General features: G+C 70.3%; 21 protein-coding genes and 1 tRNA gene. 8 read left to right on the top strand and 14 right to left on the bottom strand.

All coding sequences use genetic code 11. The features are described 5' to 3' along the window. Window positions 1–7 precede the first annotated feature (7 nt). Both cydD and EHO50_RS36425 read left to right on the top strand, forming a co-directional pair. A complete protein-coding gene (cydD, locus tag EHO50_RS36430) occupies window positions 8–3,559 on the top strand; it encodes a thiol reductant ABC exporter subunit CydD (protein WP_246101746.1) in 3,552 nt (1,183 codons plus the stop codon). 157 nt (window positions 3,560–3,716) lie between these two features. Next, window positions 3,717–4,799 carry a peptidoglycan DD-metalloendopeptidase family protein gene (locus EHO50_RS36425; RefSeq protein WP_128435499.1) on the top strand — a complete coding sequence of 361 codons (1,083 nt, stop codon included), beginning with the start codon at window positions 3,717–3,719 and terminating at the stop codon, window positions 4,797–4,799. A gap of 45 nt (window positions 4,800–4,844) precedes the next feature. Here EHO50_RS36425 and EHO50_RS36420 read toward each other — a convergent pair whose 3' ends face one another. The 6 genes from EHO50_RS36420 to EHO50_RS36395 form a co-directional block, all read right to left on the bottom strand. Continuing rightward, the gene (locus tag EHO50_RS36420) at window positions 4,845–5,735 is read right to left on the bottom strand and encodes an HAD hydrolase family protein (protein WP_181449753.1); all 891 of its coding nucleotides are present in this window, start codon (window positions 5,733–5,735) and stop codon (window positions 4,845–4,847) included. 112 nt (window positions 5,736–5,847) lie between these two features. Beyond that, the gene (locus EHO50_RS36415) at window positions 5,848–6,750 is read right to left on the bottom strand and encodes an LLM class flavin-dependent oxidoreductase (RefSeq protein ID WP_128435497.1); all 903 of its coding nucleotides are present in this window, start codon (window positions 6,748–6,750) and stop codon (window positions 5,848–5,850) included. A gap of 79 nt (window positions 6,751–6,829) precedes the next feature. Further along, window positions 6,830–7,372, bottom strand: coding sequence for an RNA 2'-phosphotransferase (locus EHO50_RS36410; protein WP_128435496.1), 543 nt, complete (start codon window positions 7,370–7,372; stop codon window positions 6,830–6,832). Between the two features lie 122 nt (window positions 7,373–7,494). Beyond that, on the bottom strand, window positions 7,495–8,490 hold the full coding sequence (locus EHO50_RS36405) for a MerR family transcriptional regulator (protein ID WP_128435495.1): 996 nt from the start codon (window positions 8,488–8,490) through the stop codon (window positions 7,495–7,497). 52 nt (window positions 8,491–8,542) lie between these two features. Continuing rightward, on the bottom strand, window positions 8,543–10,300 hold the full coding sequence (locus EHO50_RS36400; protein WP_128435616.1) for an SDR family oxidoreductase: 1,758 nt from the start codon (window positions 10,298–10,300) through the stop codon (window positions 8,543–8,545). Between the two features lie 8 nt (window positions 10,301–10,308). Next, complete coding sequence (locus tag EHO50_RS36395; RefSeq protein WP_128435494.1) at window positions 10,309–11,160, bottom strand: M24 family metallopeptidase; 852 nt, start codon at window positions 11,158–11,160, stop codon at window positions 10,309–10,311. 267 nt (window positions 11,161–11,427) lie between these two features. On the opposite strand from EHO50_RS36395, the gene EHO50_RS36390 reads away from it, so the two are divergent. From EHO50_RS36390 to EHO50_RS36365, 6 genes are all read left to right on the top strand, one after another. Beyond that, window positions 11,428–12,417 carry an ATP-binding cassette domain-containing protein gene (locus EHO50_RS36390; RefSeq protein ID WP_128435614.1) on the top strand — a complete coding sequence of 330 codons (990 nt, stop codon included), beginning with the start codon at window positions 11,428–11,430 and terminating at the stop codon, window positions 12,415–12,417. Continuing rightward, entirely contained in the window at window positions 12,407–13,339 is a 933-nt protein-coding gene (locus tag EHO50_RS36385; protein ID WP_128435493.1) for an ABC transporter permease, read from the top strand. The genes EHO50_RS36390 and EHO50_RS36385 overlap by 11 nt, the downstream gene beginning before the upstream one ends. Further along, complete coding sequence (locus EHO50_RS36380) at window positions 13,336–14,247, top strand: ABC transporter ATP-binding protein (RefSeq protein ID WP_128435492.1); 912 nt, start codon at window positions 13,336–13,338, stop codon at window positions 14,245–14,247. The genes EHO50_RS36385 and EHO50_RS36380 overlap by 4 nt, the downstream gene beginning before the upstream one ends. 10 nt (window positions 14,248–14,257) lie before the next feature. After that, on the top strand, window positions 14,258–14,977 hold the full coding sequence (locus EHO50_RS36375; RefSeq protein ID WP_128435491.1) for an ABC transporter permease subunit: 720 nt from the start codon (window positions 14,258–14,260) through the stop codon (window positions 14,975–14,977). Between the two features lie 118 nt (window positions 14,978–15,095). Continuing rightward, window positions 15,096–15,338 carry an SGM_3592 family protein gene (locus EHO50_RS36370; protein ID WP_164905050.1) on the top strand — a complete coding sequence of 81 codons (243 nt, stop codon included), beginning with the start codon at window positions 15,096–15,098 and terminating at the stop codon, window positions 15,336–15,338. A gap of 283 nt (window positions 15,339–15,621) precedes the next feature. After that, a tRNA-Ser gene (locus EHO50_RS36365) sits at window positions 15,622–15,708 on the top strand. A gap of 169 nt (window positions 15,709–15,877) precedes the next feature. On the opposite strand, the gene EHO50_RS36360 is transcribed toward EHO50_RS36365, so the two are convergent. The 8 genes from EHO50_RS36360 to EHO50_RS36325 form a co-directional block, all read right to left on the bottom strand. Beyond that, window positions 15,878–16,714, bottom strand: coding sequence for an HAD family hydrolase (locus tag EHO50_RS36360; protein ID WP_425472346.1), 837 nt, complete (start codon window positions 16,712–16,714; stop codon window positions 15,878–15,880). Continuing rightward, window positions 16,711–17,988, bottom strand: a complete 1,278-nt coding sequence (gene serS, locus EHO50_RS36355; protein WP_128435490.1) for a serine--tRNA ligase — start codon at window positions 17,986–17,988, stop codon at window positions 16,711–16,713. The genes EHO50_RS36360 and serS overlap by 4 nt, the downstream gene beginning before the upstream one ends. 611 nt (window positions 17,989–18,599) lie before the next feature. Next, window positions 18,600–19,532: a prephenate dehydratase gene (gene pheA, locus EHO50_RS36350; protein ID WP_128435489.1), complete on the bottom strand. Its 933-nt coding sequence runs from the start codon at window positions 19,530–19,532 to the stop codon at window positions 18,600–18,602. A gap of 79 nt (window positions 19,533–19,611) precedes the next feature. After that, entirely contained in the window at window positions 19,612–20,964 is a 1,353-nt protein-coding gene (gene efeB, locus EHO50_RS36345) for an iron uptake transporter deferrochelatase/peroxidase subunit (protein WP_128435488.1), read from the bottom strand. Window positions 20,965–20,972: 8 nt separating this feature from the next. After that, entirely contained in the window at window positions 20,973–23,006 is a 2,034-nt protein-coding gene (locus tag EHO50_RS36340; RefSeq protein WP_128435607.1) for a copper resistance CopC/CopD family protein, read from the bottom strand. Window positions 23,007–23,058: 52 nt separating this feature from the next. After that, entirely contained in the window at window positions 23,059–23,529 is a 471-nt protein-coding gene (locus tag EHO50_RS36335; protein WP_128435487.1) for a copper chaperone PCu(A)C, read from the bottom strand. After that, window positions 23,526–24,179, bottom strand: a complete 654-nt coding sequence (locus EHO50_RS36330; protein WP_128435486.1) for an SCO family protein — start codon at window positions 24,177–24,179, stop codon at window positions 23,526–23,528. The genes EHO50_RS36335 and EHO50_RS36330 overlap by 4 nt, the downstream gene beginning before the upstream one ends. Before the next feature lie 117 nt (window positions 24,180–24,296). After that, a complete protein-coding gene (locus EHO50_RS36325; RefSeq protein ID WP_128435485.1) occupies window positions 24,297–25,034 on the bottom strand; it encodes a YcnI family copper-binding membrane protein in 738 nt (245 codons plus the stop codon). Window positions 25,035–25,236 lie beyond the last annotated feature (202 nt).

Raw genomic sequence — 25,236 nt, 5'->3', positions numbered from 1 at the left:
GAAGGGCATGTTTCACGTGAAACCGATCGATCCGCGTCTTCTTCGATACGCCCGTACCACTCGCCTCTTCCTGATCGCGGCCGTCGGCCTGGGTGCCGTCGGTGCGGTGCTGGTCATCGCGCAGGCGATGCTCATCGCCGAGGCGGTAGTAGGTGCTTTTGAGCACGGGATGTCCGCCGCTGAACTGCGCACTCCCCTGCTGCTGTTGGTGGCTGTCGCGGTCGGCCGTGCGGTCATCGCGTGGCTCACCGAGCTCGCTGCCCACCGGGCTAGCGCGGCGGTGAAGTCGGAGCTGCGGGGGCGGCTGCTGGAGCGGGCGGCCGAGCTGGGACCCGGCTGGTTGAGCGGGCAGCGGACCGGATCACTGGTCGCCCTCGCCACCCGAGGAGTCGATGCCCTCGACGACTACTTCTCACGCTATCTGCCTCAGTTGGGGCTCGCGGTGGTGGTGCCCGTGGCGGTGCTGGCGCGGATAGTGACCGAGGACTGGGTCTCGGCGGCGATCATCGTGGGAACCCTGCCGCTCATTCCGATCTTCATGATGCTGATCGGCTGGGCCACTCAGTCCCGGATGGACCGTCAGTGGCGGCTGCTGTCCAGGCTGTCCGGGCACTTCCTTGACGTCGTCGCCGGGCTGCCGACCCTGAAGGTGTTCGGACGTGCCAAGGCCCAGGCCGAGTCGATCCGGCGTATCACCGGTGAGTACCGCAGGGCGACCATGCGGACCCTGCGGATCGCCTTCATCTCCTCCTTCGCACTGGAGCTGCTCTCGACTCTCTCGGTGGCGCTGGTCGCGGTGACGATCGGCATGCGGCTCGTCCACGGCGAGATGCATCTGTACGACGGCCTGGTCATCCTCGTGCTGGCGCCCGAGGCCTATCTCCCCCTGCGTCAGGTGGGCGCGCAGTACCACGCGGCGGCCGAGGGGCTGTCCGCGGCCGAGGAGATCTTCGAGGTGCTGGAGTCGCCGGTGCCGGCCTCGGGCACTGCGGCGGTGCCGACGGGGACGCTGTCGTTCGCGTTCGAGGGTGTCTCGGTCCGCTACCCCGGACGGTCCGCCGACGCCGTGTCGGACGTGTTCCTCGCCGTTGAGCCCGGGGAGACGGTCGCACTCGTCGGGCCGAGTGGCGCGGGCAAGTCGACGCTGCTGAACGTGCTGTTGGGGTTCGTGCGGCCGACTGAGGGGCGGGTGCTGGTCGGGGGAGCCGATCTCGCCGAGCTCGACCTGGAGGAGTGGCGCTCGCGTATCGCCTGGGTTCCGCAGCGGCCGCATCTGTACGCCGGGACGATCGCCGAGAACGTACGGCTGGCACGTCCCGACGCGGACGACGCTGCCGTACGACGTGCGCTGGGGGACGCGGGTGCGCTGGAGTTCGTGGACGCGCTGCCCCGGGGCGTCGACACCGCGCTGGGTGAGGACGGGGCCGGGCTGTCCGCGGGGCAGCGGCAGCGGCTCGCACTGGCCCGGGCGTTCCTTGCGGACCGGCCTGTCCTGCTGCTCGACGAGCCGACCGCCGCGCTCGACGGGGCCACCGAGGCCGAGGTCGTGGAGGCCGTGCGGAGGCTGGCGGTGGGGCGGACGGTGCTGCTGGTGGTGCATCGGCCGGCGCTGCTGGGGGTGGCGGACCGGGTGGTGCGGCTCGCGGAAGCCGTGGCAGCTGGGCAGGTAAGCGCACTGCCCAATGCGCCCGTGTCCGTCGCCGGCCGCCCGATCGACCCGATCGAGCGGGAAGCGCACAGCGGTACCGCTGTAGACGACCCCCAGGCCTCTTCGGACGCCGCCGAGGCCATGCCGCTCGCGACTCGCACACGGGGCGTCCTGGCCCGTGTGCGCGCCATGTCCGGTCCCCGGCGCGGTCGCCTGGCCCTCGCGCTGCTGCTCGGGAGCCTCGCGCTCGGCAGTGCCGTCGGGCTCATGGCGACCTCCGGGTGGCTCATCTCGCGGGCTTCGCAGCAGCCGCCGGTGCTGTATCTGATGGTGGCCGTGACGGCGACGCGGGCCTTCGGCATCGGGCGAGCGGTGTTCCGGTACGCCGAGCGGCTGGTGTCGCATGACGCTGTGCTGCGCATGCTGGCCGACACCCGGGTCGCGGTGTACCGGCGGCTGGAGCGGCTGGCGCCCGCCGGGCTGCGTCGCACACGTCGGGGCGATCTGCTGTCGCGGCTCGTCGCCGATGTGGACGCACTGCAGGACTACTGGCTGCGGTGGCTGTTGCCCGCGGCTGCGGCGACCGTCGTGTCCGCCGGGGCCGTCGGCTTCACCGCGTGGCTGCTGCCCGAGGCCGGTGCCGTGCTCGCGGTGGGGCTCCTGGCGGCCGGGGCTGGTGTCCCGCTCGTCACGGGTACCGTCGCCCGCCGCGCCGAGCGCAGGCTGGCCCCCGCCCGCGGAGTGCTCGCGACGCGCGTGACGGATCTGCTCACCGGCACCGCGGAGCTGACCGTCGCCGGCGCCCTGCCCAGCCGTACGGCCGAAGCACGGCGGGCCGACGGGACGCTCACCCGGATCGCCTCGCGGGCCGCCACCGCGACCGCGCTCGGCGACGGACTCACCGCGCTGATCTCCGGGCTCACCGTCGCCGCCACCACCCTCGTGGGCGCCCAGGCGGTCGCCGACGGGCGGCTGGGCGGCGTGACGATGGCCGTCGTCGTCCTGACCCCCCTGGCCGCCTTCGAGGCCGTCCTGGGGCTGCCGCTCGCCGTGCAGTACCGGCAGCGCGTGTGCAAGAGCGCGGAGCGCGTGTACGAGGTCCTGGACGCCCCCGAGCCCGTACGGGAGCCGGAGCGGCCCCGGCAGGCGCCTGCGTCGCCCTTCCCGGTCGCCGTCACGGGCCTGACCGCCCGCTACGCGGGGCAGGAGCGCGACGCGCTCGCCGGCCTCGACCTGACCCTGGAGGAGGGCCGCCGGATCGCCGTGGTCGGCCCGTCCGGGTCCGGCAAGACGACGCTGGCGCAGGCCCTGCTGCGCTTCCTGGACGCGGACGCGGGTTCGTACATGTTGGGCGGCGTGGACGCGTACGCCCTGGACGGCGACGACGTACGGCGGCTCGTGGGGCTGTGCGCGCAGGACGCGCACCTCTTCGACAGCTCTGTGCGCGAGAACCTGCTCCTCGCCAAGAAGGACGCCACCGAGTCCGAACTGCGCGACGCCCTCGAGCGTGCCCGGCTGCTCGACTGGGCCGACAGCCTGCCCGACGGGCTGGACACGCTCGTGGGTGAGCACGGGGCGCGGCTGTCGGGCGGCCAGCGGCAGCGGCTCGCGCTGGCCCGCGCGCTGCTCGCCGACTTCCCCGTCCTCGTCCTCGACGAGCCCGCCGAGCATCTCGACCTGCCCACCGCCGACGCACTCACCGCCGACCTGCTGGCCGCCACCGAGGGCCGTACGACCCTGCTCATCACCCATCGACTGGCCGGGCTGGAGGCCGTCGACGAGGTGGTCGTCCTGGACGAGGGACGTGTGGTGCAGCGGGGGGCGTTCGCGGAGCTGGCCGCCGTGGACGGGCCGCTGCGGGGGATGGCGGAGCGGGAGGAGGCGGCGGATCTGCTGGTGGGGGTGCCGTAGCGCGGGACCCGCCGGTGGTCGTGCGTGATTGCTGTCCGGCGGGGACGCTGGTCGACGCTCACGTCAACCTCCGTACTGAGCCATCCGCAGCAACAAGTCCCCCAGGCGTACGACCTGAACAGGACCGCGACCCGGCCTGGGGGCCACGATCGCTGACATGCGCTCATATCGCCGCCGTCGCCTGTTCGTTCCGGCGCTGCTGTGCGCGCTCGTCGTGCTCGTGGCCCAGCCCCCCTTCGCCACCGGCGACGACAACGACACCCCGAGCCTCAATGGCGAGGGAATCGGCGGTGATCTGGGCCTCGGTGCGCAGGTGGCGCGGTTGTACAAGGACGCCGCACTGGCGACGCAGCGGTACGAGACGGGGCGGCAGGAGGCCGAGGTGCAGCGGACGAAGGCACAGCGGATCGAGGCGCTGCTCGAACGCGAGCGGCGACAGATCGGCGTCCTGCACGAGGACCTGGGCCGGATCGCGCGCGCCCAGTACCGCAGCAGCGGCGGGATGCCGCTCACCGCGCAGCTCATCCTCGCCAAGAGCCCGGACCAGTTGATGCGCGGTCAGCATGTCTTCTCGCAGACGAACATGGCCGTCAACAACGCCATCGAGAAGAACCGTCGCGCCGAGGCCCGGCTGGCCGCGGACGAGGCCAAGGCCGCGAGGGCCTGGCAGACCCTGGACAAGCGCAACGCCGAGCTCGCCGAGCTGAAGAAGGGGATCGAGCAGAAGCTCGAAGTGGCGCGGTGGCAGTTGCAGGGACAGGCCGACGCCTCCGTGGCCGCCGGCTCCTGCGCCGGTGCCGTCCGGCTCGATCAGCCGCAGACGGACTTCACGACCGAGTGGGTCGCGCCGGTGGAGTCGTACGAGCTGTCAGCGGCGTTCGGCAGCGGCGGGCTGCGGTGGGCGAACCAGCACACCGGGCAGGACTTCGCGGTGCCGATCGGTACGCCGGTACGGGCGGTCGGGGAGGGGCGCGTGGCCAGGGTGTCGTGCGGGGGCGCCTTCGGCATGGAGATCGTCGTCCGGCACGCGGACGGCTACTACACGCAGTACGCCCACCTCGCCTCCGTCGCCGTCGACCAGGGCGAGCGCGTGGACACCGGGCAGTGGATCGGCCAGACGGGCACGACCGGCAACTCCACCGGCCCGCACCTGCACTTCGAGGTACGACTCACCGCGGAGATGGGCTCGGCACTGGATCCGGTGCCGTGGCTGGAGGCGCGGGGAGTGCGGCTCGGTTAGGCGGAGAGTGCAGGTCGGGCGGGCGAGGGCGCAGCTCGGGTGGGCCTACCGCCGGTCCGCCAGCAGCTGTTCGATCACGACCGCCACACCGTCCTCGTTGTTGGCGACCGTTCGCCCCGACGCGGCGGCGATGACATCCGGGTGCGCGTTGCCCATCGCGTACGACTGGCCCGCCCACGTCAGCATCTCCACGTCGTTCGGCATGTCCCCGAAGGCCACGACCTCTTCGTGCGAGATACCGCGCTCGGCGCAGCACAGGGCGAGCGTGCTGGCCTTGGAGACGCCGGGGCCGCTGATCTCCAGCAGGGCGCTGGGGCTGGAGCGGGTGACATTGGCGCGGTCGCCGATGGCGAGGCGGGCGAGGGTGAGGAAGGCGTCGGGATCGAGGGTGCGGTGGTAGGCGAGGATCTTGAGTACGGGCTCGCCGGCCCCGGGGGCGTGCGGCGCCAGGAGGTCCTCGGCGGGCGCGAGCTCGTCCGGTATCTCCATGTGCAGCTTGGGATAGTCCGGCTCCTGGTAGAAGCCGTACGTCTGCTCCACCGCGTACACCGTGTCCGGAGCCGCCTCCCTCAGCAGCCGTACGGCGTCCAGCGCGTTCTCCCGCGCCAGCTCCCGCACCTTCACGAACCGGTGGGCGCCGGGGCCACCGTGCAGGTCGACCACCGCGGCGCCGTTGCCGCAGATCGCGAGGCCGTGGCCGTGGACGTGGTCGCTGACGACGTCCATCCAGCGGGCCGGGCGGCCGGTGACGAAGAACACCTCGAGGCCCGCCTCCTCGGCGGCGGCCAGCGCGGCCACCGTGCGCGGGGAGACCGACTTGTCGTCCCGCAGAAGGGTGCCGTCCAGGTCGGTGGCTATGAGCCGCGGGCGGACAGCGGCGGCGGCCGGGGTCCGGGGCTGTCGAGTCGCTGAGGTCACCGGGTCATTCTCCCGCATATGCCTGCACGACCGTGCGGCAGTCCGCACATCTGAGGCGGCACCTGGGGAGAAACAGCCCCTGAGAGCGCCGCCCACACGGCCCTGACCAGCACTGTCGCGCCCGACCGGCTCATCGCAGCTGAGCCGCCGCCTCCATGGCGATCTGCTCGAAGACCTTCTCGTCGGCCGCGAAGTCCGAGTCGGGGATCGGCCAGTGGACCACGATCTCGGTGAATCCCAGTTCCTGATGGCGGCCCGCGAAGTCCACGAACGCGTCGAGGGACTCCAGCGGACGGCCGCGGTCCGGGGTGAAACCGGTGAGCAGGATCTTGTCGAGGTCGGCGGTGTCCCGGCCGATCTCGGCGCAGGCGTCGGCCAGCTTCTCGGCCTGTCCACGAATGGCTTGAATCGACTGTTCAGGAGTGCCGTTCTCGTACAGCTTGGGGTCGCCGGTGGTCACCCATGCCTGCCCGTACCGGGCCGCGAGCCGCAGCCCGCGCGGTCCGGTCGCGGCGACCGCGAAGGGCAGCCGGGGGCGCTGCACACAGCCGGGGATGTTGCGCGCCTCGTGCGCCGAATAGAAGTCGCCCTCGTACGACACCGAGTCCTCGGTCAGCAGCCGGTCCAGGAGCTGGACGAACTCGGCGAACCGGTCGGCCCGCTCGCGCGGCGTCCACGGGTCCTGCCCGAGCACGGTGGCGTCGAACCCGGAGCCGCCGGCGCCGACGCCGAGTGTGAAGCGGCCGTCGGAGATGTCGTCGAGGGAGATCAGTTCCTTGGCGTAGGGCACCGGATGCCGGAAGTTCGGCGAGGTCACCAGAGTGCCGAGTCGCAGACGGTCGGTGACGGCCGCAGCGGCGGTCAGCGTCGGCACGGCACCGAACCAGGGGCCGTCACGGAAGCTGCGCCAGGACAGGTGGTCGTAGGTGTACGCGGTGTGGAAGCCGAGCTGCTCCGCGCGCTGCCATGCCTCGCGGCCCCCCTCGGACCAGCGGCGATACGGGAGGATCACGGTGCTCAGGCGCAGACTCATGTGTCGAGCGTAAGCGGCCGAACGGGTTTCACGTGAAACAGTCACCGCACGCTGCTGCTCCGCCACGGAGTGAGGCTGATCATTGCCAATCCCCCAGATACTCCGGCGGCACGGCCTTCGTCAGCCACACCCCGTTCGCGCTGACGTGGAAGACATGGCCGTCGCGGTGCATGGCGCCGGCGTCCACGGAGAGCACCACTGGGCGGCCACGCCGGGCGCCGACCCGCGTGGCGGTCTCGCGGTCGGGCGAGAGGTGCACGTCGTGCCTGTTCATGGGCCGCAGCCCTTCGGCGCGGATCGCGTCGAGGCTTCGGGCCACGGTGCCGTGGTAGAGGTACGGCGGTGGAGTCGCTGGGGCCAGTCCGAGGTCGACCTCGATGCTGTGGCCCTGGCTGGCGCGGATCCGGGTGCCCTCGACCGCGAAGCGCCGCTTGTCATTGGCGGCGACCACGTGGTCCAGCTCTTCCCGGGTGAACCGGAATCCGTGCGCGGCCGCGGCGGCGATCAGGGCGTCGATCTCGACCCAGCCGGCCTCGTCGAGCGTGAGCCCAATTCGCTCGGGCTGATGGCGCAGGTGCTTCGAGAGGTACTTCGACACCTTCACGGTGCGTCTTTCGTCCATGACACCAGCGTGCCGGGAGAGCCGTGAATCACGCGAATGATTTCGCTACGGATGTTTGATCCACAACCAAGTACGGTTATCCACAGGGGAATTGGCGATTCTGTGGACAACGACCCGTCGATTCAAGGTGTTTCATCAAGATCAGCTGATGAGCTGTGACTTGCGGCGAGCTGATCCAAGACACGGGCCTGCACCTCCCGTTCGGCGGCCAGCGCGATGAAGGACGAAGCCTGGTCAGGGCCAACAAGCCTCTCCACGGCCGCCATCGTTTCGGCTGGAACCGTCACGGAACGCGTCCGATTCCGCAGATCGGGTGTCTCGGCCGAGTCCAGGTGCTGACGCAGGTGCCGCACCGCCAACAGGCGCATCGCTCGGGCGAGTTCCGCGTCCACTGTCTGCTGCGCTAGTGGGCGCAGCCGTCGCACGAGAGAGGCCGCTTCGGCCGCTTCGGCGTCCGTCGGACGGTGTGGACCGTCGAGATAGCGGGCGAAGACGTGTTCGGTGGTGAACTCCAGGAAACGGGCGGCGATGTGCTCGACCTGACCCCTCAACTCCCTTAGGTGCCCGGAGATCGCGGACAGGGGAACCCCTGCGGCGTGCAACTCGACTGCTACAGCGAGCTCTTGGGGGCTCGGCACGAGGAACGAGTCCTCGTCACCGGGGATCGGCTCCAGCACACCGAGGTCAACGGCCTCGGCCACCGCCGCGTCGTCCGGGTTGCCGCCGAAGCGCTCGTCCAGCTCGGCGCGCGAGATCCGTGCCGCCTCCTCGTCGGTCCACGGCCCGTCCACCTCGGCGACCAGCCCGAGCACCCCGCCGAGGCCGCGACCGGCGTCCCAGGCCTCCAGGAGTTCCTTGATGGAGGCCAGGGTGTAACCGCGGTCGAGGAGATCGGCGATCTGCCGCAGACGGACGAGGTGGGCGTCGGAGTACACATTGGCCCGGCCGCGGCGCTCGGGGCGGGGGAGCAGGCCTCGGTCCTGGTAGGCGCGGATGGTGCGGACGGTGGCACCGCTGAGGTGTGCGAGGTCCTCGATCCGGTAGGCGGGAGAGGCCGGCCCGTCGCCCGCGTGGCCGACCTCAGCGTGCGGTTCGGACAGACGGCTGACCTCACTCATAGCGGTGGCTTGCCACTCGTAGCGGTGGCTTCCGACCGCGGTGGCTCCCCGCTCACAGCGGCGGCTCCAACCGCGCGATCCTGCGCAGCGCCCGCGGCGTGAACCTCGACATGAGATACGCCCCGCGCGCCTCCGGCGTCACCGGAACCACGGCCTCACCGCGCACCACCGCCCGCAGGATCGCGTCGGCGACCTTCTCCGGCGGATAGTTCCGCAGCCCGTACAGCCGCGCCGATTTCTTCTGGCGCCGCTTCTCCTCCTCGGCATCGACCCCGGCGAAGTGCGCGGTCGAGGTGATGTTGGTGTTGACGAAGCCGGGGCATATCGCCGTGACGCCGATGCCCTGCCCGGCCAACTCCGCGCGCAGGCACTCGCTCAGCATCAGTACGGCTGCCTTGGAGGTGCTGTAGGCGGGCAGCGCCTTGGAGGGCTGGTACGCCGCCGCCGACGCGGTGTTGACGATGTGGCCGCCCTGCCCGCGCTCGGCCATCTGCTTCCCGAACAGGCGGCAGCCGTGGATGACACCCCACAGGTTGACGTCGAGGACCTTCTTCCAGTCCTCCGGTGTGGTGTCGAAGAAGGAGCCCGACAGTCCGATCCCGGCGTTGTTCACCAGGACGTCCACCACGCCGTACTCGGTGGCGACCTTCTCGGCGAGCTTCTCCATGGCCTGTTCGTCGGAGACGTCGACCGGCTCCGCCCAGGCCGCTGGGGCGCCGATCAGACGGGACATCTCGGCGGTGCGGGAAGCGGCCTCGGCGTCCCGGTCGACGGCCACCACGCGCGCGCCGGCCTCGGCGAAGGCGTACGCCGTCGCCCGTCCGATGCCGCTGCCGGCGCCGGTGACCAGGACGAGCTGCCCGCCGAAGCGGTCGGCGTACTTGCCGGTCGCCGTCACCCCGTCCGGCCGCCCGCCCTCCACGGACGTCACGAACTCCGTGATCCACGCGACCAGTTGGTCAGGGCGGCTGCGCGGTATCCAGTGCTTCGCCGCGAGCGTGCGCCGCGTCAACTGCGGAACCCACAGCTCAAGTTCGTCGTAGAGCCGCTCCGACAGGAAGGCATCCCCGAGGGGCGTGATGAGCTGCACGGGCGTGTGCGCGTACGCGTCCGTGCGCGGACGGCGCAGCCGGGCCCGTACGTTGTCCCGGTACAGCCAGGCCCCGTGCGCCGCGTCCGTCGGCAGCGACGAGGTCGGGTAGCCGGCCCCGGGGATCTTCTCCACGCGCTCCAGGATGCGCGGCCAGCTCTTGCCGAGGGGGCCGCGCCAGGCCAGTTCGGGCAGCACGGGTGTGTGCAACGCATACACGTACCAGGACTTGACGCCCTGACCGAGGAGTTGGCCGATCCGGCGCGGGGTGGGGCGCTTGAGGCGGTTGCTGATCCAGTGTCCGAAGTGGTCGAGGGACGGGCCGGACATGGACGTGAACGAGGCGATCCGGCCCTCGGTGCGCCTGACGGTGGCGAACTCCCAGGACTGCACCGAGCCCCAGTCGTGCCCCACCAGATGCACGGGCCGGTCCGGGCTGACCGCGTCCGCGACAGCCAGGAAGTCGTCCGTCAGCTTCTCCAGCGTGAACCCGCCCCGCAGCGGCTTCGGCGCCGTCGACCGGCCGTGGCCCCGGACGTCGTACAGCACCACATGGAAGCGTTCGGCCAGCCGCGGCGCGACCTCGGACCACACCTCCTTGCTGTCCGGATAGCCGTGCACGAGGATCACCGTCGGCTGCCCGACCTCGCCCAGCTCGGCGACGCACAGCTCGACCCCGCCGGTCCGCACCCTGCGCTCGCGCGCGTTCTCGAGAGTCACCGGCACCGTCACTTCTCCTCCGCCCAGCGCCGCACATGCGGCAGATCGTCGTCCAGCCAGAAGGCGCTCTCCACGGGATCCCCGGAGTCGGTGACGACCAGGATCTCCTCGAACTTCGCGCCCGTGCCCCGAAAGCCCAGGTGGGGTTCGACCGCCCACAGGCCCGGCTGCGGCGGGTGGTCGGAGAAGCGGTACGGCGACCACAGCGGCGACCAGCCCTCGCGGTGACCGTGCAGCGCGTCGCTCGCCAACCCCTTCAGGGACTGCGTGCCGAACCCGAACACATGCGGCGACCAGCGGCGCTGCTCGACCCGGTCGACCTTGTGCGCGATCACGCCGAAGGGATACGCGCGGTGTCGGTTGGCGTACCCCTGGCGGACCATGAGCCGGTCCACGTCCTCGTAGATCTCCCGCAGCGGCCGCCGCTCGCGCACCTCGCGCAGGATCAGTTCGCGATGCGCCTCCAGGTCGGCCATCAGCTTGTCCTGTACGGGGTTGATGCCGAGCGATCCCGAGTAGCCGATGTCGGCCGTGTAGCCGTCGTACACAGGGGCCATGTCCAGGATGAACGGCATCCCGGGCTCCAGTCGGCGGTTGGTGGGGAAGAACTGCAGCGGGATGCGGAAGTTCACGAACGCCGTGCGGTCCCCGAACCAGGCGAAGGGGAGATGGAACCAGTCCCGCACCCCGCGCTCACGCAGCCACTCGCGCTGCATACGCGCCGCCTCGCGCTCGGTGATACCCGGCTCCAGCCGCGCCGCGACGGCCTCCGCGCACTCGTACGCCAGCTGCTGGACCTTCTTGAACCCCTGCAATTCCGCGGATTTCGCCCGGAGTTCGCCTGCCACCGCCGTAGTCATGCCACCGCCCCACTTCGTCCACGCTGACTGCGGTACGTGCCCGTAACTTGACACTGGTGAATGTGACAGTTGTTAGAGGCTGCGTCAATAGTGCTGCCCAGGGCTGTGGAAAACCTCGCTGATGTCTCCGCCGATGTGGAAAACCTGGGCCGCGTTGTTCGACCTCAGGGTGACCCCTAGGGTCCCGTAGTCCTGGAGTCTGACCCCAAGACAGCTCTGCGGGGTGACGACCGGCGTGGCCCGCGTCACTACCTTCGAAGCGTGACTGTGATCGCGACCGAAAGCCTGAGCAAGCGGTTCCCCAGGGTGACCGCGCTTGACCGGCTCTCCGTGGACGTCGGGCCCGGTGTGACCGGACTCGTCGGAGCCAACGGAGCCGGCAAGTCCACACTGATCAAGATCCTGCTGGGTCTGTCCCCCGCCACCGAGGGCCGTGCCGAAGTGCTCGGCCTCGACGTCGCCACCAAGGGCGGCGCCATCCGCGAGCGCGTCGGGTACATGCCGGAGCACGACTGTCTGCCGCCCGACGTCTCGGCCACCGAGTTCGTCGTGCACATGGCCCGCATGTCCGGGCTGCCGCCTGCCGCCGCGCGCGAGCGCACCGCGGACACGCTGCGCCACGTCGGCCTCTACGAGGAGCGCTACCGCCCCATCGGCGGCTACTCGACCGGCATGAAGCAGCGCGTGAAGCTGGCGCAGGCCTTGGTGCACGACCCGCAGCTGGTCTTCCTGGACGAGCCGACCAACGGCCTCGACCCGGTGGGCCGCGACGAGATGCTCGGCCTGATCCGCCGTATCCACACCGACTTCGGCATCTCGGTCCTGGTCACCTCGCACCTCCTGGGCGAACTGGAGCGCACCTGCGACCACGTCGTCATCATCGACGGCGGCAAGCTCCTGCGCTCCAGCTCCACCACCGACTTCACCCAGACCACCACGACCCTCGCCATCGAGGTCACCGACACCGACGACCACCCGGACGGCACCCGCGCGGTGCGTGACGCGCTCCACGCGCGCGGGGTGGACGTTCTCGACGGCAGCGGCGGCCTTCCGGGCGCCGGTCACATCCTGCTGCTCACCGCGCAGGGCGAGGAGACCTACGACCTGGTGCGCGACGTGGTCGCCGACCTCGGCCTCGGCCTGGTGCGCATGGAGCAGCGCCGCCACCACATCTCGGAGGTCTTCACGGACAGCGAGCACGGCAGCGAGCAAAGCGCCGACGCACAGCGGAAGGAGGCGGTCGGCCATGGCGGTTGAGCAGCCCACGCGGACACCGGTCACACAGTCGGGTGACCAGACCCGTATCCACAACATCGGGTATCGCACCTACGACGGCCCCCGCCTCGGCCGCTCCTACGCCACGCGCTCCCTCTACTCGCAGTCCCTGCGCGGCGCCTACGGCCTCGGCCGCTCGGTGAAGTCCAAGGTGCTGCCGATGCTGCTGTTCGTGGTGATGTGCGTGCCCGCGGCCATCATGGTGGCCGTCGCGGTCGCCACCAAGGCCAAGGATCTGCCCGTCGACTACACGCGCTACGCGATCATCATGCAGGCCGTCATCAGCCTGTACGTCGCGTCGCAGGCCCCCCAGTCCGTCTCCCGCGACCTGCGCTTCAAGACCGTACCGCTGTACTTCTCGCGGCCCATCGAGACCGCCGACTACGTACGGGCGAAGTTCGCGGCGCTGGCCTCCGCGCTGTTCCTCCTCACCGCGGCCCCGCTGCTGGTGCTCTACGTGGGCGCGCTGCTGGCCAAGCTCGACTTCGCCGACCAGACCAAGGGATTCGCACAGGGACTCGTCTCCGTGGCACTGCTCTCACTGCTCTTCGCCGGCCTCGGCCTGGTCATCGCGTCAGTCACCCCGCGCCGCGGCTTCGGCATCGCGGCCGTGATCGCCGTACTGACCATCTCCTACGGCGCGGTGTCCACGCTCCAGGCCATCGCCGACGCACAGTCCATCGACGGTGGGGGCAGCGCCGACGCCATCACCTGGATCGGCCTCTTCTCGCCCGTCACGCTCATCGACGGGGTGCAGTCGGCCTTCCTGGGCGCGAGCTCCGCGTTCCCCGGCGGGGTGGGCCCGAGCAACGGCGAAGGCGTCGTCTACGTCCTCGTCACGCTGGGCCTGATCGCCGCCAGCTACGGCCTCCTGATGCGCCGCTACCGAAAGGTCGGACTGTGACCACGCTCAACATCGACCACGTCTCGCGCTGGTTCGGCAACGTGGTCGCCGTCAACGACATCACCATGACGATCGGCCCCGGCGTCACCGGCCTCCTCGGCCCCAACGGCGCCGGAAAGTCCACCCTCATCAACATGATGGGCGGCTTCCTGGCCCCCTCCACCGGCACGGTCACCCTCGACGGGCAGCCGGTGTGGCGCAACGAGGCGATCTACAAGCACATCGGCATCGTCCCCGAGCGCGAGGCGATGTACGACTTCCTCACCGGCCGCGAATTCGTCGTAGCCAACGCCGAGTTGCACGGTCTGGGCGCCAAGGCTGCCCAGAAGGCGCTGGCCACGGTCGAGATGGAGTACGCGCAGGACCGCAAGATCCAGACGTACTCCAAGGGCATGCGCCAGCGCGTGAAGATGGCGAGCGCCCTGGTCCACAACCCCTCGCTGCTCCTGCTCGACGAGCCCTTCAACGGGATGGACCCGCGCCAGCGCATGCAGCTCATGGACCTGCTGCGCCGCATGGGTGACGAGGGGCGCACGGTGCTGTTCTCCTCCCACATCCTCGAGGAGGTCGAGCAACTCGCCTGGCACATCGAGGTCGTCGTCGCCGGACGGCACGCGGCGAGCGGTGACTTCCGCAAGATCCGCCGCCTGATGACCGACCGCCCGCACCGCTACCTGGTGCGCTCCAGCGACGACCGCACCCTCGCGGCCGCGCTGATCGCCGACCCTTCGACCTCCGGTATCGAAGTGGATCTGGCCGAGGGCGCGTTGCACATCCAGGCCGTCGACTTCGGCCGCTTCACGACCCTGCTGCCGAGGGTGGCGCGCGACCACGGCATCCGTCTGCTCACGGTCTCGCCGTCCGACGAGTCCCTCGAGTCCGTCTTCTCGTATCTCGTCGCGGCGTAGGAGGCCGAAGATGTACGACCCCACAGTCGCCCGACTCACCTACCGGGCCCTGCTCGGCCGTCGCCGGGCCCTCATCCTGGGCGCGTTGCCGCTGCTGCTCATCGCGGTCTCCGTGGTGGTGCGCGGTCTCGCCGGAGCCGACGACCAGACCGCGTCGGACCTGCTCGGCGGGCTGGCGCTCGCCACCATGGTGCCGATCATCGGTGTCATCGCCGGTACGGGCGCGATCGGGCCCGAGATCGACGACGGCTCGGTGGTGTATCTGCTGTCCAAGCCGGTGAAGCGGTCGACGATCATCTTCACCAAGCTCATCGTGGCGATCGCCGTGACCATGGTGTTCTCGGCGCTGCCCACCTTCATCGCCGGGTTCATCCTGAACGGCAACGGCCAGCAGATCGCCGTTGCCTACACGGTGGCCGCGCTGGTCGCCTCCATCGCGTACGCGGCACTCTTCCTGCTGCTGGGCACGGTGTCCCGGCACGCGGTCGTCTTCGGGCTCGTCTACGCGCTCGTCTGGGAGGCCCTGTTCGGCTCCTTGGTGGCGGGTGCGCGCACGCTGAGCGTCCAGCAGTGGGCGCTGGCGGTGGCGCAGAAGGTCGCCGGCGGGGACATGGTGACGTCGGACGTGGCACTGCCCACGGCGACCGTGCTGTTGGCGGTGGTCACCGTGCTCGCGACCTGGTACGCGGGACAGAAACTGCGGTCGCTGACGCTCGCCGGGGAGGAGTAAGGGCGCCGGTGAGATGTAAAGGAGCGGGCCTCTGACCGGGCTCGCTCCTGACGGGGGCTTCACCTCTGCCCGGGCACACTGGGCAACGGGGATGCACTGTACGAACTGGAGGACGGCGATGGCAGGCGGCATGGCGCAGCACGAGGATCGCGAACAGTCCGGGGACGACACCTGGAGCAACCTGGTCCTGGACGACGACTTCATACGCGCGGCCGAGACCGCCGAGCCGTCCGCCCGCGCCCGCATGCTGGCCGCGCGCTGGCGTCGCGAGAAGCCCGAGCCGCAGCCATGGCGTTCCGACGAACCGCCGGCCGGATGGTTCTTCAGCAAGGCGCGTCGACGCAAGTGGCGCCGCCGGTAAGGGGCGTACGTCGCCTTTCCGGGGCCTTTTAATCAGTGGCGCCCAACTCGCCGTACAGGCACAGTGGTTGTGTCCACACCGCCGGACGAGGAGTTCGGCGCCACGTTCTGGGAGAGGAGCGCGACGATGTCCATGCACGGCAGTACGTCGAGCTCCCGACAGGGCAGCCGGCGGCGGACTCCGGAGTAATCGCTACCCCTCCGTAGAGTCCGTACCGCACGGGGAGCTGCCCGGGGCGGCCGCTTCGAGCACGCGATGTCGCTCTCGCGTGGGTCGCCCACCCGGAGGATTGGCCGAGTGGTAAGGCACCGGCTTGCTAAGCCGTGGTCGGGTCTGAAAGCCCGCGCACGTTCGATTCGTGCATCCTCCGCGAGACGTTGCCACTTTGGCTTGGCCGTAGTGCAGGGCTGGGCGTTCCTTGAGAGGCGCCCGGCGCTGCGGCTGAGAGGTGCCGCCGCAGGCACATAGGCCGACAGCGACGCAGGTACGTCGACCGAGCAACCGCCCGCCGGTGACGGTGGAGCAGCCGCCGACCGATCTCAGCCGAGCAACCGCTCCAGCACCACCGCGATCCCGTCCTCCTCGTTGGAGGCCGTCACCTCGTCCGCCACCGCCCGGAGCTCCTCGTGGGCGTTGGCCATCGCCACGCCACGCGCGGCCCAGGCGAACATCGGGATGTCGTTCGGCATGTCGCCGAAGGCGATCGTGTCGGCGGCCTTGAGGCCCAGGCGGCGGGCGGCCAGGGACAGGCCCGTTGCCTTGGACAGGCCCAGGGGCAGGAGTTCGACGATGCCCTCGCCGGCCATGGCCACCGTGACGAAGCCGCCGGCGGCCTGGCGGGCGGCCTCTGCCAGTTCGTCGTCCGACAGGTCCGGATGCTGTACGTAGATCTTGTTCAGCGGGGCGCTCCACAGATCCGCCGCGTCCGTGAAGGGGGTCGACGGGAGCGCGCCCGTGACCGCGTAGCCGGGTCCGACCAGGACGTCGCCGTCCAGGCCGTCGCGGCTCGCTGCCAGAAACAGCGGGCCGACCTCCGCCTCGATCTTGGCCAGCGCCACGCCCGCCAGTTGGCGGTCCAGGGTCACCGATGTCAGCAGGCGGTGCTCGCCGGCGTCGTAGACCTGTGCTCCCTGGCCGCACACGGCGAGGCCCCGGTAGCCGAGGTCGTCGAGGATGTGGCGCGTCCACGGGACCGCGCGGCCCGTCACCACGATGTGCGCGGCGCCCGCCGCGGTGGCCGCGGCGAGGGCGTCACGGGTGCGCTGGGAGACCGACTCGTCGGAGCGCAGGAGCGTTCCGTCGAGGTCGGTCGCGATCAGCTTGTACGGGAAGCCCCCGGGCACCGTGCCGGAAGCCTCGGGGGCCGCCTCGCTCACTTGGCCACCGGCTCCAGGACCTCCCGGCCGCCCAGGTACGGGCGCAGCACCTCGGGGACCCGGACGGAGCCGTCGGCCTGCTGGTGGTTCTCCAGGATCGCCACGATCGTGCGCGGTACGGCGCACAGCGTGCCGTTGAGCGTCGCCAGCGGCTGGACCTTCTTGCCGTCACGCAGGCGGACCGACAGCCGGCGGGCCTGGAAGCTGTCGCAGTTGGAGGCCGAGGTCAGCTCGCGGTACTTGCCCTGGGTCGGGATCCACGCCTCGCAGTCGTACTTGCGGGACGCCGACGCGCCCAGGTCGCCCGAGGCCACGTCGATGACCTGGAAGGGCAGCTCGAGGCCGGTGAGCCACTGCTTCTCCCAGTCCAGGAGGCGCTTGTGCTCGTTCTCCGCGTCCTCGGGGGCGACGTACGAGAACATCTCGACCTTGTCGAACTGGTGCACGCGGAAGATGCCGCGCGTGTCCTTGCCGTAGGTGCCGGCCTCGCGGCGGAAGCACGGGGAGAAGCCGGCGTAGCGCAGCGGCAGCTTCTCGGCGTCGAGGATCTCGTCCATGTGGTACGCGGCGAGCGGGACCTCGGAGGTGCCGACCAGGTAGTAGTCGTCCTTCTCCAGGTGGTACACGTTCTCCGCGGCCTGGCCGAGGAAGCCGGTGCCCTCCATGGCACGCGGGCGGACCAGCGCCGGGGTCAGCATCGGTGTGAAGCCGGCCTCGGTGGCCTGGGCGATCGCCGCGTTGACCAGTGCCAGCTCCAGCAGGGCGCCGACGCCGGTGAGGTAGTAGAAGCGGGAGCCGGACACCTTGGCGCCGCGCTCGACGTCGATGGCGCCCAGCGCCTCGCCGAGCTCCAGGTGGTCCTTGGGCTCGAAGCCCTCGGCGCCGAAGTCGCGGATGGTGCCGTGCGTCTCCAGGACGACGAAGTCCTCCTCGCCGCCGACCGGGACGTCGGGGTGCACGAGGTTGCCGAGCTGGAGCGCGAGGCGCTTGGTCTCCTCGTCCGCCTCGTTCTGCTCCGCGTCGGCCGCCTTGACGTCGGCGGCCAGCTGGCTCGCCTTCTTCAGCAGCTCGGCCTTCTCGTCTCCGGAGGCCTTGGGGATGAGCTTGCCGAGGTTCTTCTGCTCGGAACGCAGCTCGTCGAAGCGGACGCCGGACGACCTGCGCCGCTCGTCGGCAGACAGGAGGGCGTCGACGAGCGCGACGTCCTCTCCACGGGCGCGCTGCGAGGCGCGCACTCGGTCGGGGTCCTCACGGAGCAGGCGAAGGTCAATCACGCGCTCAAGGCTACCGGGGCGGGGTGACAGCCCACGACTCCCTATTCCGAACCACGGCTTACGTTCAGTTATGGGTGGATTGCGAGGTGTGTCAATGAAAGGTGTCTCACTCCCTGGAACGGGGAGGGTGCGAGGCGGCCGGTTGACTCGATTCCCTTGTGGAGAACGGGATTTGGGCTGCGGTTGTCCACAGGGATCCCCAGCCCGGGAAGAGTTATCCACAGGCTGTGTGGATGGACTGTGGATGCCGGAATTGATCACTCCGTAATGCGCCGAGCAAGTCGAGGATTCCCAGGACAAACCCTATCCATCCGCACTTTCGAGTGGAAAGCGGTCGCCCCAAAGGATTATCCAAAGGAAAAGAGTGGACGAAGGGTGACTTGCGTGATGGTGGACGCCGAGGCGGGCCTGGGGGCGATTTGTCGACAGCCTTACCCTTGCTTGTCGACTTGTCCCCAGGTCGAGAAGAGTACCTGTGGATAACCCCTGTGGATAACGATAATCGGCTGGTAGTACTGGCGTGAAACCTGCGCGGGAGCCGTTCGAACCAGCCGCCACGAGGCCGCCACGAGGTCGCCACGAGGCCGTCGGCACCGGCTTTCACGTGCCGCTCAGAACCGCCCGTCCTGGCACCGCGCCACCCAGTCCGCCGCCGACACGAACGCCTCGTCCGACGTCCCCAGGCGCGGCGGCTGCACATCCTCCGGCTCCATTCCCGCGCGCGGGTACGAGCCCAGGAACCGCACCTCCAGGCAGATCCGCTTCAGCCCCATCAGCGCCTCGGCCACTCGGCGGTCGGAGATGTGCCCCTCGGCGTCGATGCAGAAGCAGTAGTTGCCGATGCCGGCGCCGGTCGGCCGGGACTGCAGCAGCATCAGGTTGATGCCGCGCGTGGCGAACTCGCCCAGGAGGTCGCGCAGCCCGCCGGGATGGTCGTCGCGCTGCCACAGCACGACGGACGTCTTGTCCGCGCCGGTCGGTGCCGCGGGCCGGGCCGGCCTGCCCACCAGCACGAACCGCGTCTGGGCGTTCTCCGCGTCGTGAATCCCGGTCTCCAGGGCCTCGAGGCCGTACCGGGCGGCCGCGAACTCGCCCGCGAAGGCGGCGTCGTACTGGCCCTCCTGGACCAGGCGCGCGGCGTCCGCGTTCGAGGCGGCCGACTCCCAGTGGGCGTCCGGGAGGTTCTTCTTCAGCCAGTTGCGCACCTGCGGCTGGGCGGCCGGGTGTGCAGAGACCGTCTTGATGTCCGACAGCTTGGTGCCGGGTCTGACCAGCAGCGCGAAGGTGATCGACAGCAGCACCTCGCGGTAGATCATCAACGGCTGGCCCGCGACCAACTCGTCGAGCGTGGTCGTGATGCCGCCCTCGACGGAGTTCTCGATCGGTACGAACGCGGCCTCGGCCTCGCCGACGCGCACCGCGTCGAGCGCGGACTGTACGGACACGTAGGGGACAAGTTCCCGGGTCGCGGTCTCCGGGAGCGTGCGCAGGGCGACTTCGGTGAAAGTGCCCTCGGGGCCGAGATAGGCGTAGCTCGCTGGCATGACCTCACCCTAATGGGCCTTGCGAAACGCGGTGGACATATCTCACCCGGCTGCCCCAGGACGGGTTCCGGGCGCGGCGTCACCCCTCCAGCAACCGCTGCCCCACGTACTCGCCCTCCGCCGCCCCACCCGGCACCGCGAACAGCCCGCTCGCCTCGTGCCGGATGAACTTCGACAGCGCGTCGCCGCGGTCGAGCTTGCGCTGGACGGTGACGAAGCCGCGCAGGGGGTCGGCCTGCCAGCAGATGAACAGCAGCCCCGCGTCGGGCACCCCGTCCGTGTCGATGCCGTCGTGGTACGAGAAGGGGCGCCGCAGCATCGCCGCGCCGCCGTTCTGGTCGGGCCGGGTGATGCGCGCGTGGGCGTTGAGGGGCACGACCAGGTTCCCCGCCTTGTCCGTCTTCTCCAGGTCCATCTCGGTCGTCTCGGTGCCCCCGGACAGCGGCGCCCCGTCGGACTTGCGGCGCCCGATGACGTCCTCCTGCTCCTTGACCGAGAGCTGCTCCCAGTCGTCGAGGAGCATGCGGATGCGGCGTACGACGGCGTAGGAGCCGTTCGCCATCCAGGCCGGGTCCGTCGAGCCGGACTCCGGCACGAAGATGCGCTTGTCGAAGTCGGCCTCCGTCGGCTTCGGATTGCGCGTGCCGTCCATCTGGCCCATCAGGTTGCGAGCCGTCATCGGGTGGGCGGTGGCACCCGGAGACCGGTTGAAGCCGTTCATCTGCCAGCGCACCTTGGCGGCCTGGCCGGCGTCCTTCTGGATCGCGCGCAGGGCGTGGAAGGCGACCAGGGCGTCATTGGCGCCGATCTGCACCCACAGGTCGCCGTTGCTGCGCGCCTTGTCGAGCTGGTCGGAGGAGAAGTCGGGCAGCGGGTCCAGGGAGACCGGGCGCTGTTTCTCCAGGCCGGTCCGCGCGAAGAAGCTGTGCCCGAAGCCGAAGGTGATCGTCAGCGACGACGGCCCCGCGTCCCGGGCGACATCCGTGTCGTCCTGCTTGGCCGCCTCGCCCGCCATCAGCCGCCGTGCCGTCTCCGACCAGCGGCGCAGCAATGCCGCCGCCTCCTTGCGACCCGCGCCCGCCGCCAGGTCGAAGGCGACGACATGGCCGCGGGCCTGGAGCGGCTGGAGGATGCCGGGCTGATGTTTCCCGTGAAACATCACCTGATCGGCGCCCACCGAGGCGAGCGGTGTGGCCTCGGCCGGCCGGGCGGCGTATCCCACGGCACCGCCGACCGCGCCGAGCACCAGCCCGCCGGCACCGGCGGAACCGAGCAGCCGCCGCCGCGAAATGCCGTCCTGGTGGGAGGCGCCTTCTGGAGAGCCGTCATTAAGTGCGGTCTCGCCATTAAGTGCCCTCTCGGGATTCCGGGAAGCCTGGGGAGTCTGAGGAGTCCCAGGTGTACGGGCCTCCGGAATGGACTGGTCAGCCATGGTGTGGTTCAGCCGATCTGCGCGTTCTTGGAGACGGTGGCCTGGTCGATGTCGGAGGTCCGCACGGTCACGGCGATCTTCCACTCGCCCGCCATGGGGATCTGCACTCCGTTCGCCGACCAGTGCCCGGTGGTGATGTGGTCGGGGACCACGGGCAGCGGACCGATGTCCTGGGACTCCAGGGTGAAGGCGACCTTCACCTCGGGGATGTCGAAGGCGCGGCCGTTGGGCCGCTCCACGTAGACGTGCATCTCGTTGCCGCCCACGCGCGCGGGATCGAGGTCGATCCGGACGACGCCCTTGCCGTCCTCGCCGCCGGTGTCGAAGGACATGTCCAGGGTCAGCGCCCCGGCCGTCGAGGCGTCGGTGGAAGCGGCCGACGTGGCTGCCTTGGCCGCCTCCTCCGTACGCCCCGGTTCGGTCGACGTCAGCATGGTGGTGACGGCGAGCAGGACGACGGCGACGCCCGCCTCGGCGAGCACCGAGCGGCGCAGTCCGAACCGGTTCGGGTCGGCGTCCCGCTGCTGCTTCTGCCGTGCCGTGTCGATCGCGGCCTGTTGCCGGGCGAGCTGGGCGGCGCGCTTGGAGTCGCTGCTCTTCTTGCCGGACACGGCGGCCGAGGCGCCCTTCTCGCCGGAGGCGGAGGCGGAGGTGGCGGCCCGCGCGGTGGCGTGCTCCCGCTCCCCCTCGGCGGCCTCGCCGTCGACCGCGTCTGTCCCGCCCTCGACCCGGTCCGCCTCGCCCTCGACCGCGTCCTTCTCGTCGTCAGCCGCGCCCTTCGCCCTCCGCGGCTTCACCACGACCGCCTCGGCCAGCCGCGCGGTCCACCGCCGCGAGATCCACGCGATCCCGACCAGCAGCACCACGAGCCCGATCTTGACCAGCAGCAGCTGCCCGTATCGCGTGCCGGTGAACGCCGACCACGATCCGAGCTGCCGCCACGACTGGTAGATGCCGGTCGCGACCAGCGCGAGCACGCTGCCGAAGGCGACGCGCGAGAACCGTCGTACGGCGGAGGCACCGACCGGTGTGTCCACCGGCGCCCGGTAGAGCGCCACGAGCAGTGCGGCCAGCCCGCCGAGCCAGCCCGCGACGGCCAGCAGGTGGACGACGTCGACGGGCATCGCGATCCCGGCCTGGAGCCCGGTCGAGGCGTGCTCGGACATCGCCCAGCTCGCCGCGAGCCCCGCCGCCACGACGGTCCCGCCGATCGCGAGCCCGAAGGTCAGGTCCCGCTTCTCCTCTTCCTCGCGCTTGTCATAGGCCCCGAACAGCACCGCGATGAACAGCGCCGCGGCGGCGAGCAGCAGCAGCCGGGAGACCAGTGCCGCACCCGTCTTGGTCTGCAGCACCTGCCCGAGCAGGTCCAGGTCGAAGATGTCGCCGAGCTTGCCGGTGCGGGTGTACGAGCCGCGTAGGAGCAGCAGCCCGAGCGTGGCGGCGGTCAGCGCCAGCCAGCCGGAGACGACGAGCCGCTGCAGCGCCCGCACACCCGATCCGCGCTGCCAGCAGGCGAGCACGAACGCGGCGCCACCGACCATGACGATGAAGCCGGCGTACGACACGTACCGCCCGAACCCGTAGAGCGCGCCGACGATCCCGCCGCCCGCCGACTGGTCGGAGACGGAGACGGTGGTCTGGGAGGGGGCGCCGATGGAGAAGGTGTAGGCGCCGGCGACGGGGTGGCTGTCCTCGGACACCACCTGGTAGGTGACGGTGTACGTGCCGTCGGGCAGGCCGCTGTGGAGTTTCACGGCGTACGTCGTGCCGCTGAGGTTGGCCGGGTCGCCGCGGTCGATGCGCTTGCCCTTGGGGTCGAGCACGCGCAGCGAGTCGTCGGACAGGGCGACCTTCTCGGAGAACGTCAGTGAGACCTGCGTCGGGGCCTTGTCGACCACCGCCCCCTGCTGGGGGTCGCTGCCGGTCAGCGCGGCGTGCGCGGAGACCGGCCCGGCGCCGGCGAGGAGCAGGCCGGTGGCGGCCAGGAGCAGCAGCACCAGGGTCCGGACGCGCGGGAGCCGCGGGGTCCGGACGTGTGGCAGCACCCGGGGCCGAACGCGGGGGGCGATGGTCTGGGTCAAGGCGATCTCTCCCTCAGTGTCCGGTCTTCGGGCTGTACGTCGCGGACTTCACCGGTATCTCGACCGTCACCGTGCCGGACTCGGCGAAGTGGAGCTGCACGGTCACCTTCTCGCCCTGCTTCGGCTTGCGCTTCAGCTTCTCGAACATCAGATGGCTGCCGCCGCTCTTGAACACGAGTTGACCGTGCGCGGGGACGGCGATGTCCTTGGCCTCCTGCATCGACGCGTCGACGGTCTCGTGGGCCGTCACCTCGCCGACGTCGCTGGTGACGGAGGTCAACTCGTCCTTCGTACCGCCCTTGTTGGTGACCGTCAGGAAGCCGGCCGCCATGGAGTCCGAGACCGGCTGCGGCATGTAGGCGCCGCTGACGGACAGTTCCGCCTTGGAGTCGGCCTGGGAGTCGGCCTGGGTGTCCCCGGAACCACAGCCCGCTAGGACCAGGGCCCCGCTCAGTACCGTGACGGGCGCGACGAGGCGCCTCATGGCTTCTCCCCCTTGATCAGCTTGGGGAGGTCCTTGGTGTAGTCGTCGACGGTGGCGGCCTCGGTGTAGAGGACGTACCCCCCGTCGGTCTTCGGCGAGAACGCGACGACCTGGGTGCCGTGGGTGGAGACCATCTTGCCGTTCTTGTCCTTGTGCGGCGGCTCGATGGTGATGCCGAGGGTGCGGGCGCCGGCCTGGATGGTGTCGAAGTCGCCGGTCAGGCCGACGGCCTGCGGGTCGATGCCCTTGAGCCACTTGCCGAGCGCGGACGCGGTGTCGCGCTCCGGGTCGGTGGTGACGAACACGATGCGCAGTTCGTCCTGCTGCGCCTTGGGCAGCTGCTTCTTGGCGACGGCGACGTTGTTCATCGTCAGCGGGCAGACGTCGGGGCAGTTGGTGTAGCCGAAGTAGATCAGCGTCGGCTTGCCCTGGGTCTCCTTGCGGAGGTCGTATTTCTTGCCGTTCGTGTCCGTGAGGACCAGGTCGGGCTTCTCGAACGGCTTGTCGAGGACGATGGCGGCCTTGTCCGACCCGGCCTCCTCGGAGACCACGGTGACGGGCTGGGCGCTGTCGTCACCGCTGCCGCAGGCGGAGAGGGTGAGGGTGGCGGCGGCGAGCAGTGCGGCCGCGGCGAAGGTCTTCTTACGCATGGCAAGTCTTCTTACGCATAGAAAATGTCCCATTACACACAGAAAAACGTTCCAGTTGTGAGGGCTGCGGCGCGCACCGGGGGTGTGCCCCGGCGCGCGCCGTGAACCGAAGGGGCGTCAGGCGTCGGTGCGCCGACGGCCGGCGATCACGCCGTACGCCACGCCCAGCGCGCCGACGACGATGCCGACCACGCCCAGGACGCGGGCGGTGGTGTCGCTGCTGTCGGCGGGCTCGGCGGCGGCGGTCTTCGCGGCGGCGGCCTCGGCGTCGTCGGAGTCGGAGGCCTTCTCGGACGACGACGAGCCGTGGTGGCCGTCCTCGGCGGCGGACAGTTCGAGCACCGGGGCCGGGTTCTCAGGCTCCTCCTGGCCGTCCTGCGGGACCTCGATCCAGCGCACGACCTCCTTGTTGGAGTACGTCTGGATGGCCTTGAAGACCAGTTCGTCGGCGTCCTCGGGGAGCTGGCCGACGGAGACCGGGAACTTCTGGAAGTAGCCCGCCTTGATGCCGTCGCCGGTGGCGGTCCAGGTGATCTTGGTGACCGCCTCGGAGATCTTCTCGCCGTGCATCTCGATCGGCTTGTCCAGCTTGGACTTGGTGACCTTGATGTCCCAGCCGTCGATCGCCTCCGGCATCGCCGAGGCCAGCGGGTGGTCGGTCGGGAAGTTGACCTCGAGCTTGGTGGTCCTGGCGTTGTCGCGCTCGTTGGGCACCTTGAAGTCGACGACCGCGTAACCGCCCTTGGCGGCGGTGCCCTCCGGCTGCACGCTGACGTGGGCGAAGGCGGGGACGGACAGGGCAAGCACGGCCGTGCCGGCGAGGGTGCCTGCGGCGGCGATGCGAGAGGCCTTCATTCGGAGCACTCCACTGTGGGTGAGATTCGGGATTCCGGTGGTGAAGAGGAGTACGCGTGCGCAGGGGTGCCCGATCAGGCGGGAAAGCGGCGGGAACGCGGCGGGAAGGGCGGCAAGGAGCCGTCCCCCGACGAACCGTCCCTCGAGGAAGCAGTCCCTCGATCGGAAACCCGGGCACACACGCGTGCCGCACGACGGCGGC

It is taken from the genome of Streptomyces cyaneus, from assembly GCF_004028635.1.
Lineage (GTDB): Bacteria > Actinomycetota > Actinomycetes > Streptomycetales > Streptomycetaceae > Streptomyces > Streptomyces cyaneus.
Note: the sequence above shows the minus strand (reverse complement) of the source record. Positions and strands in the feature narration are given on the sequence as shown.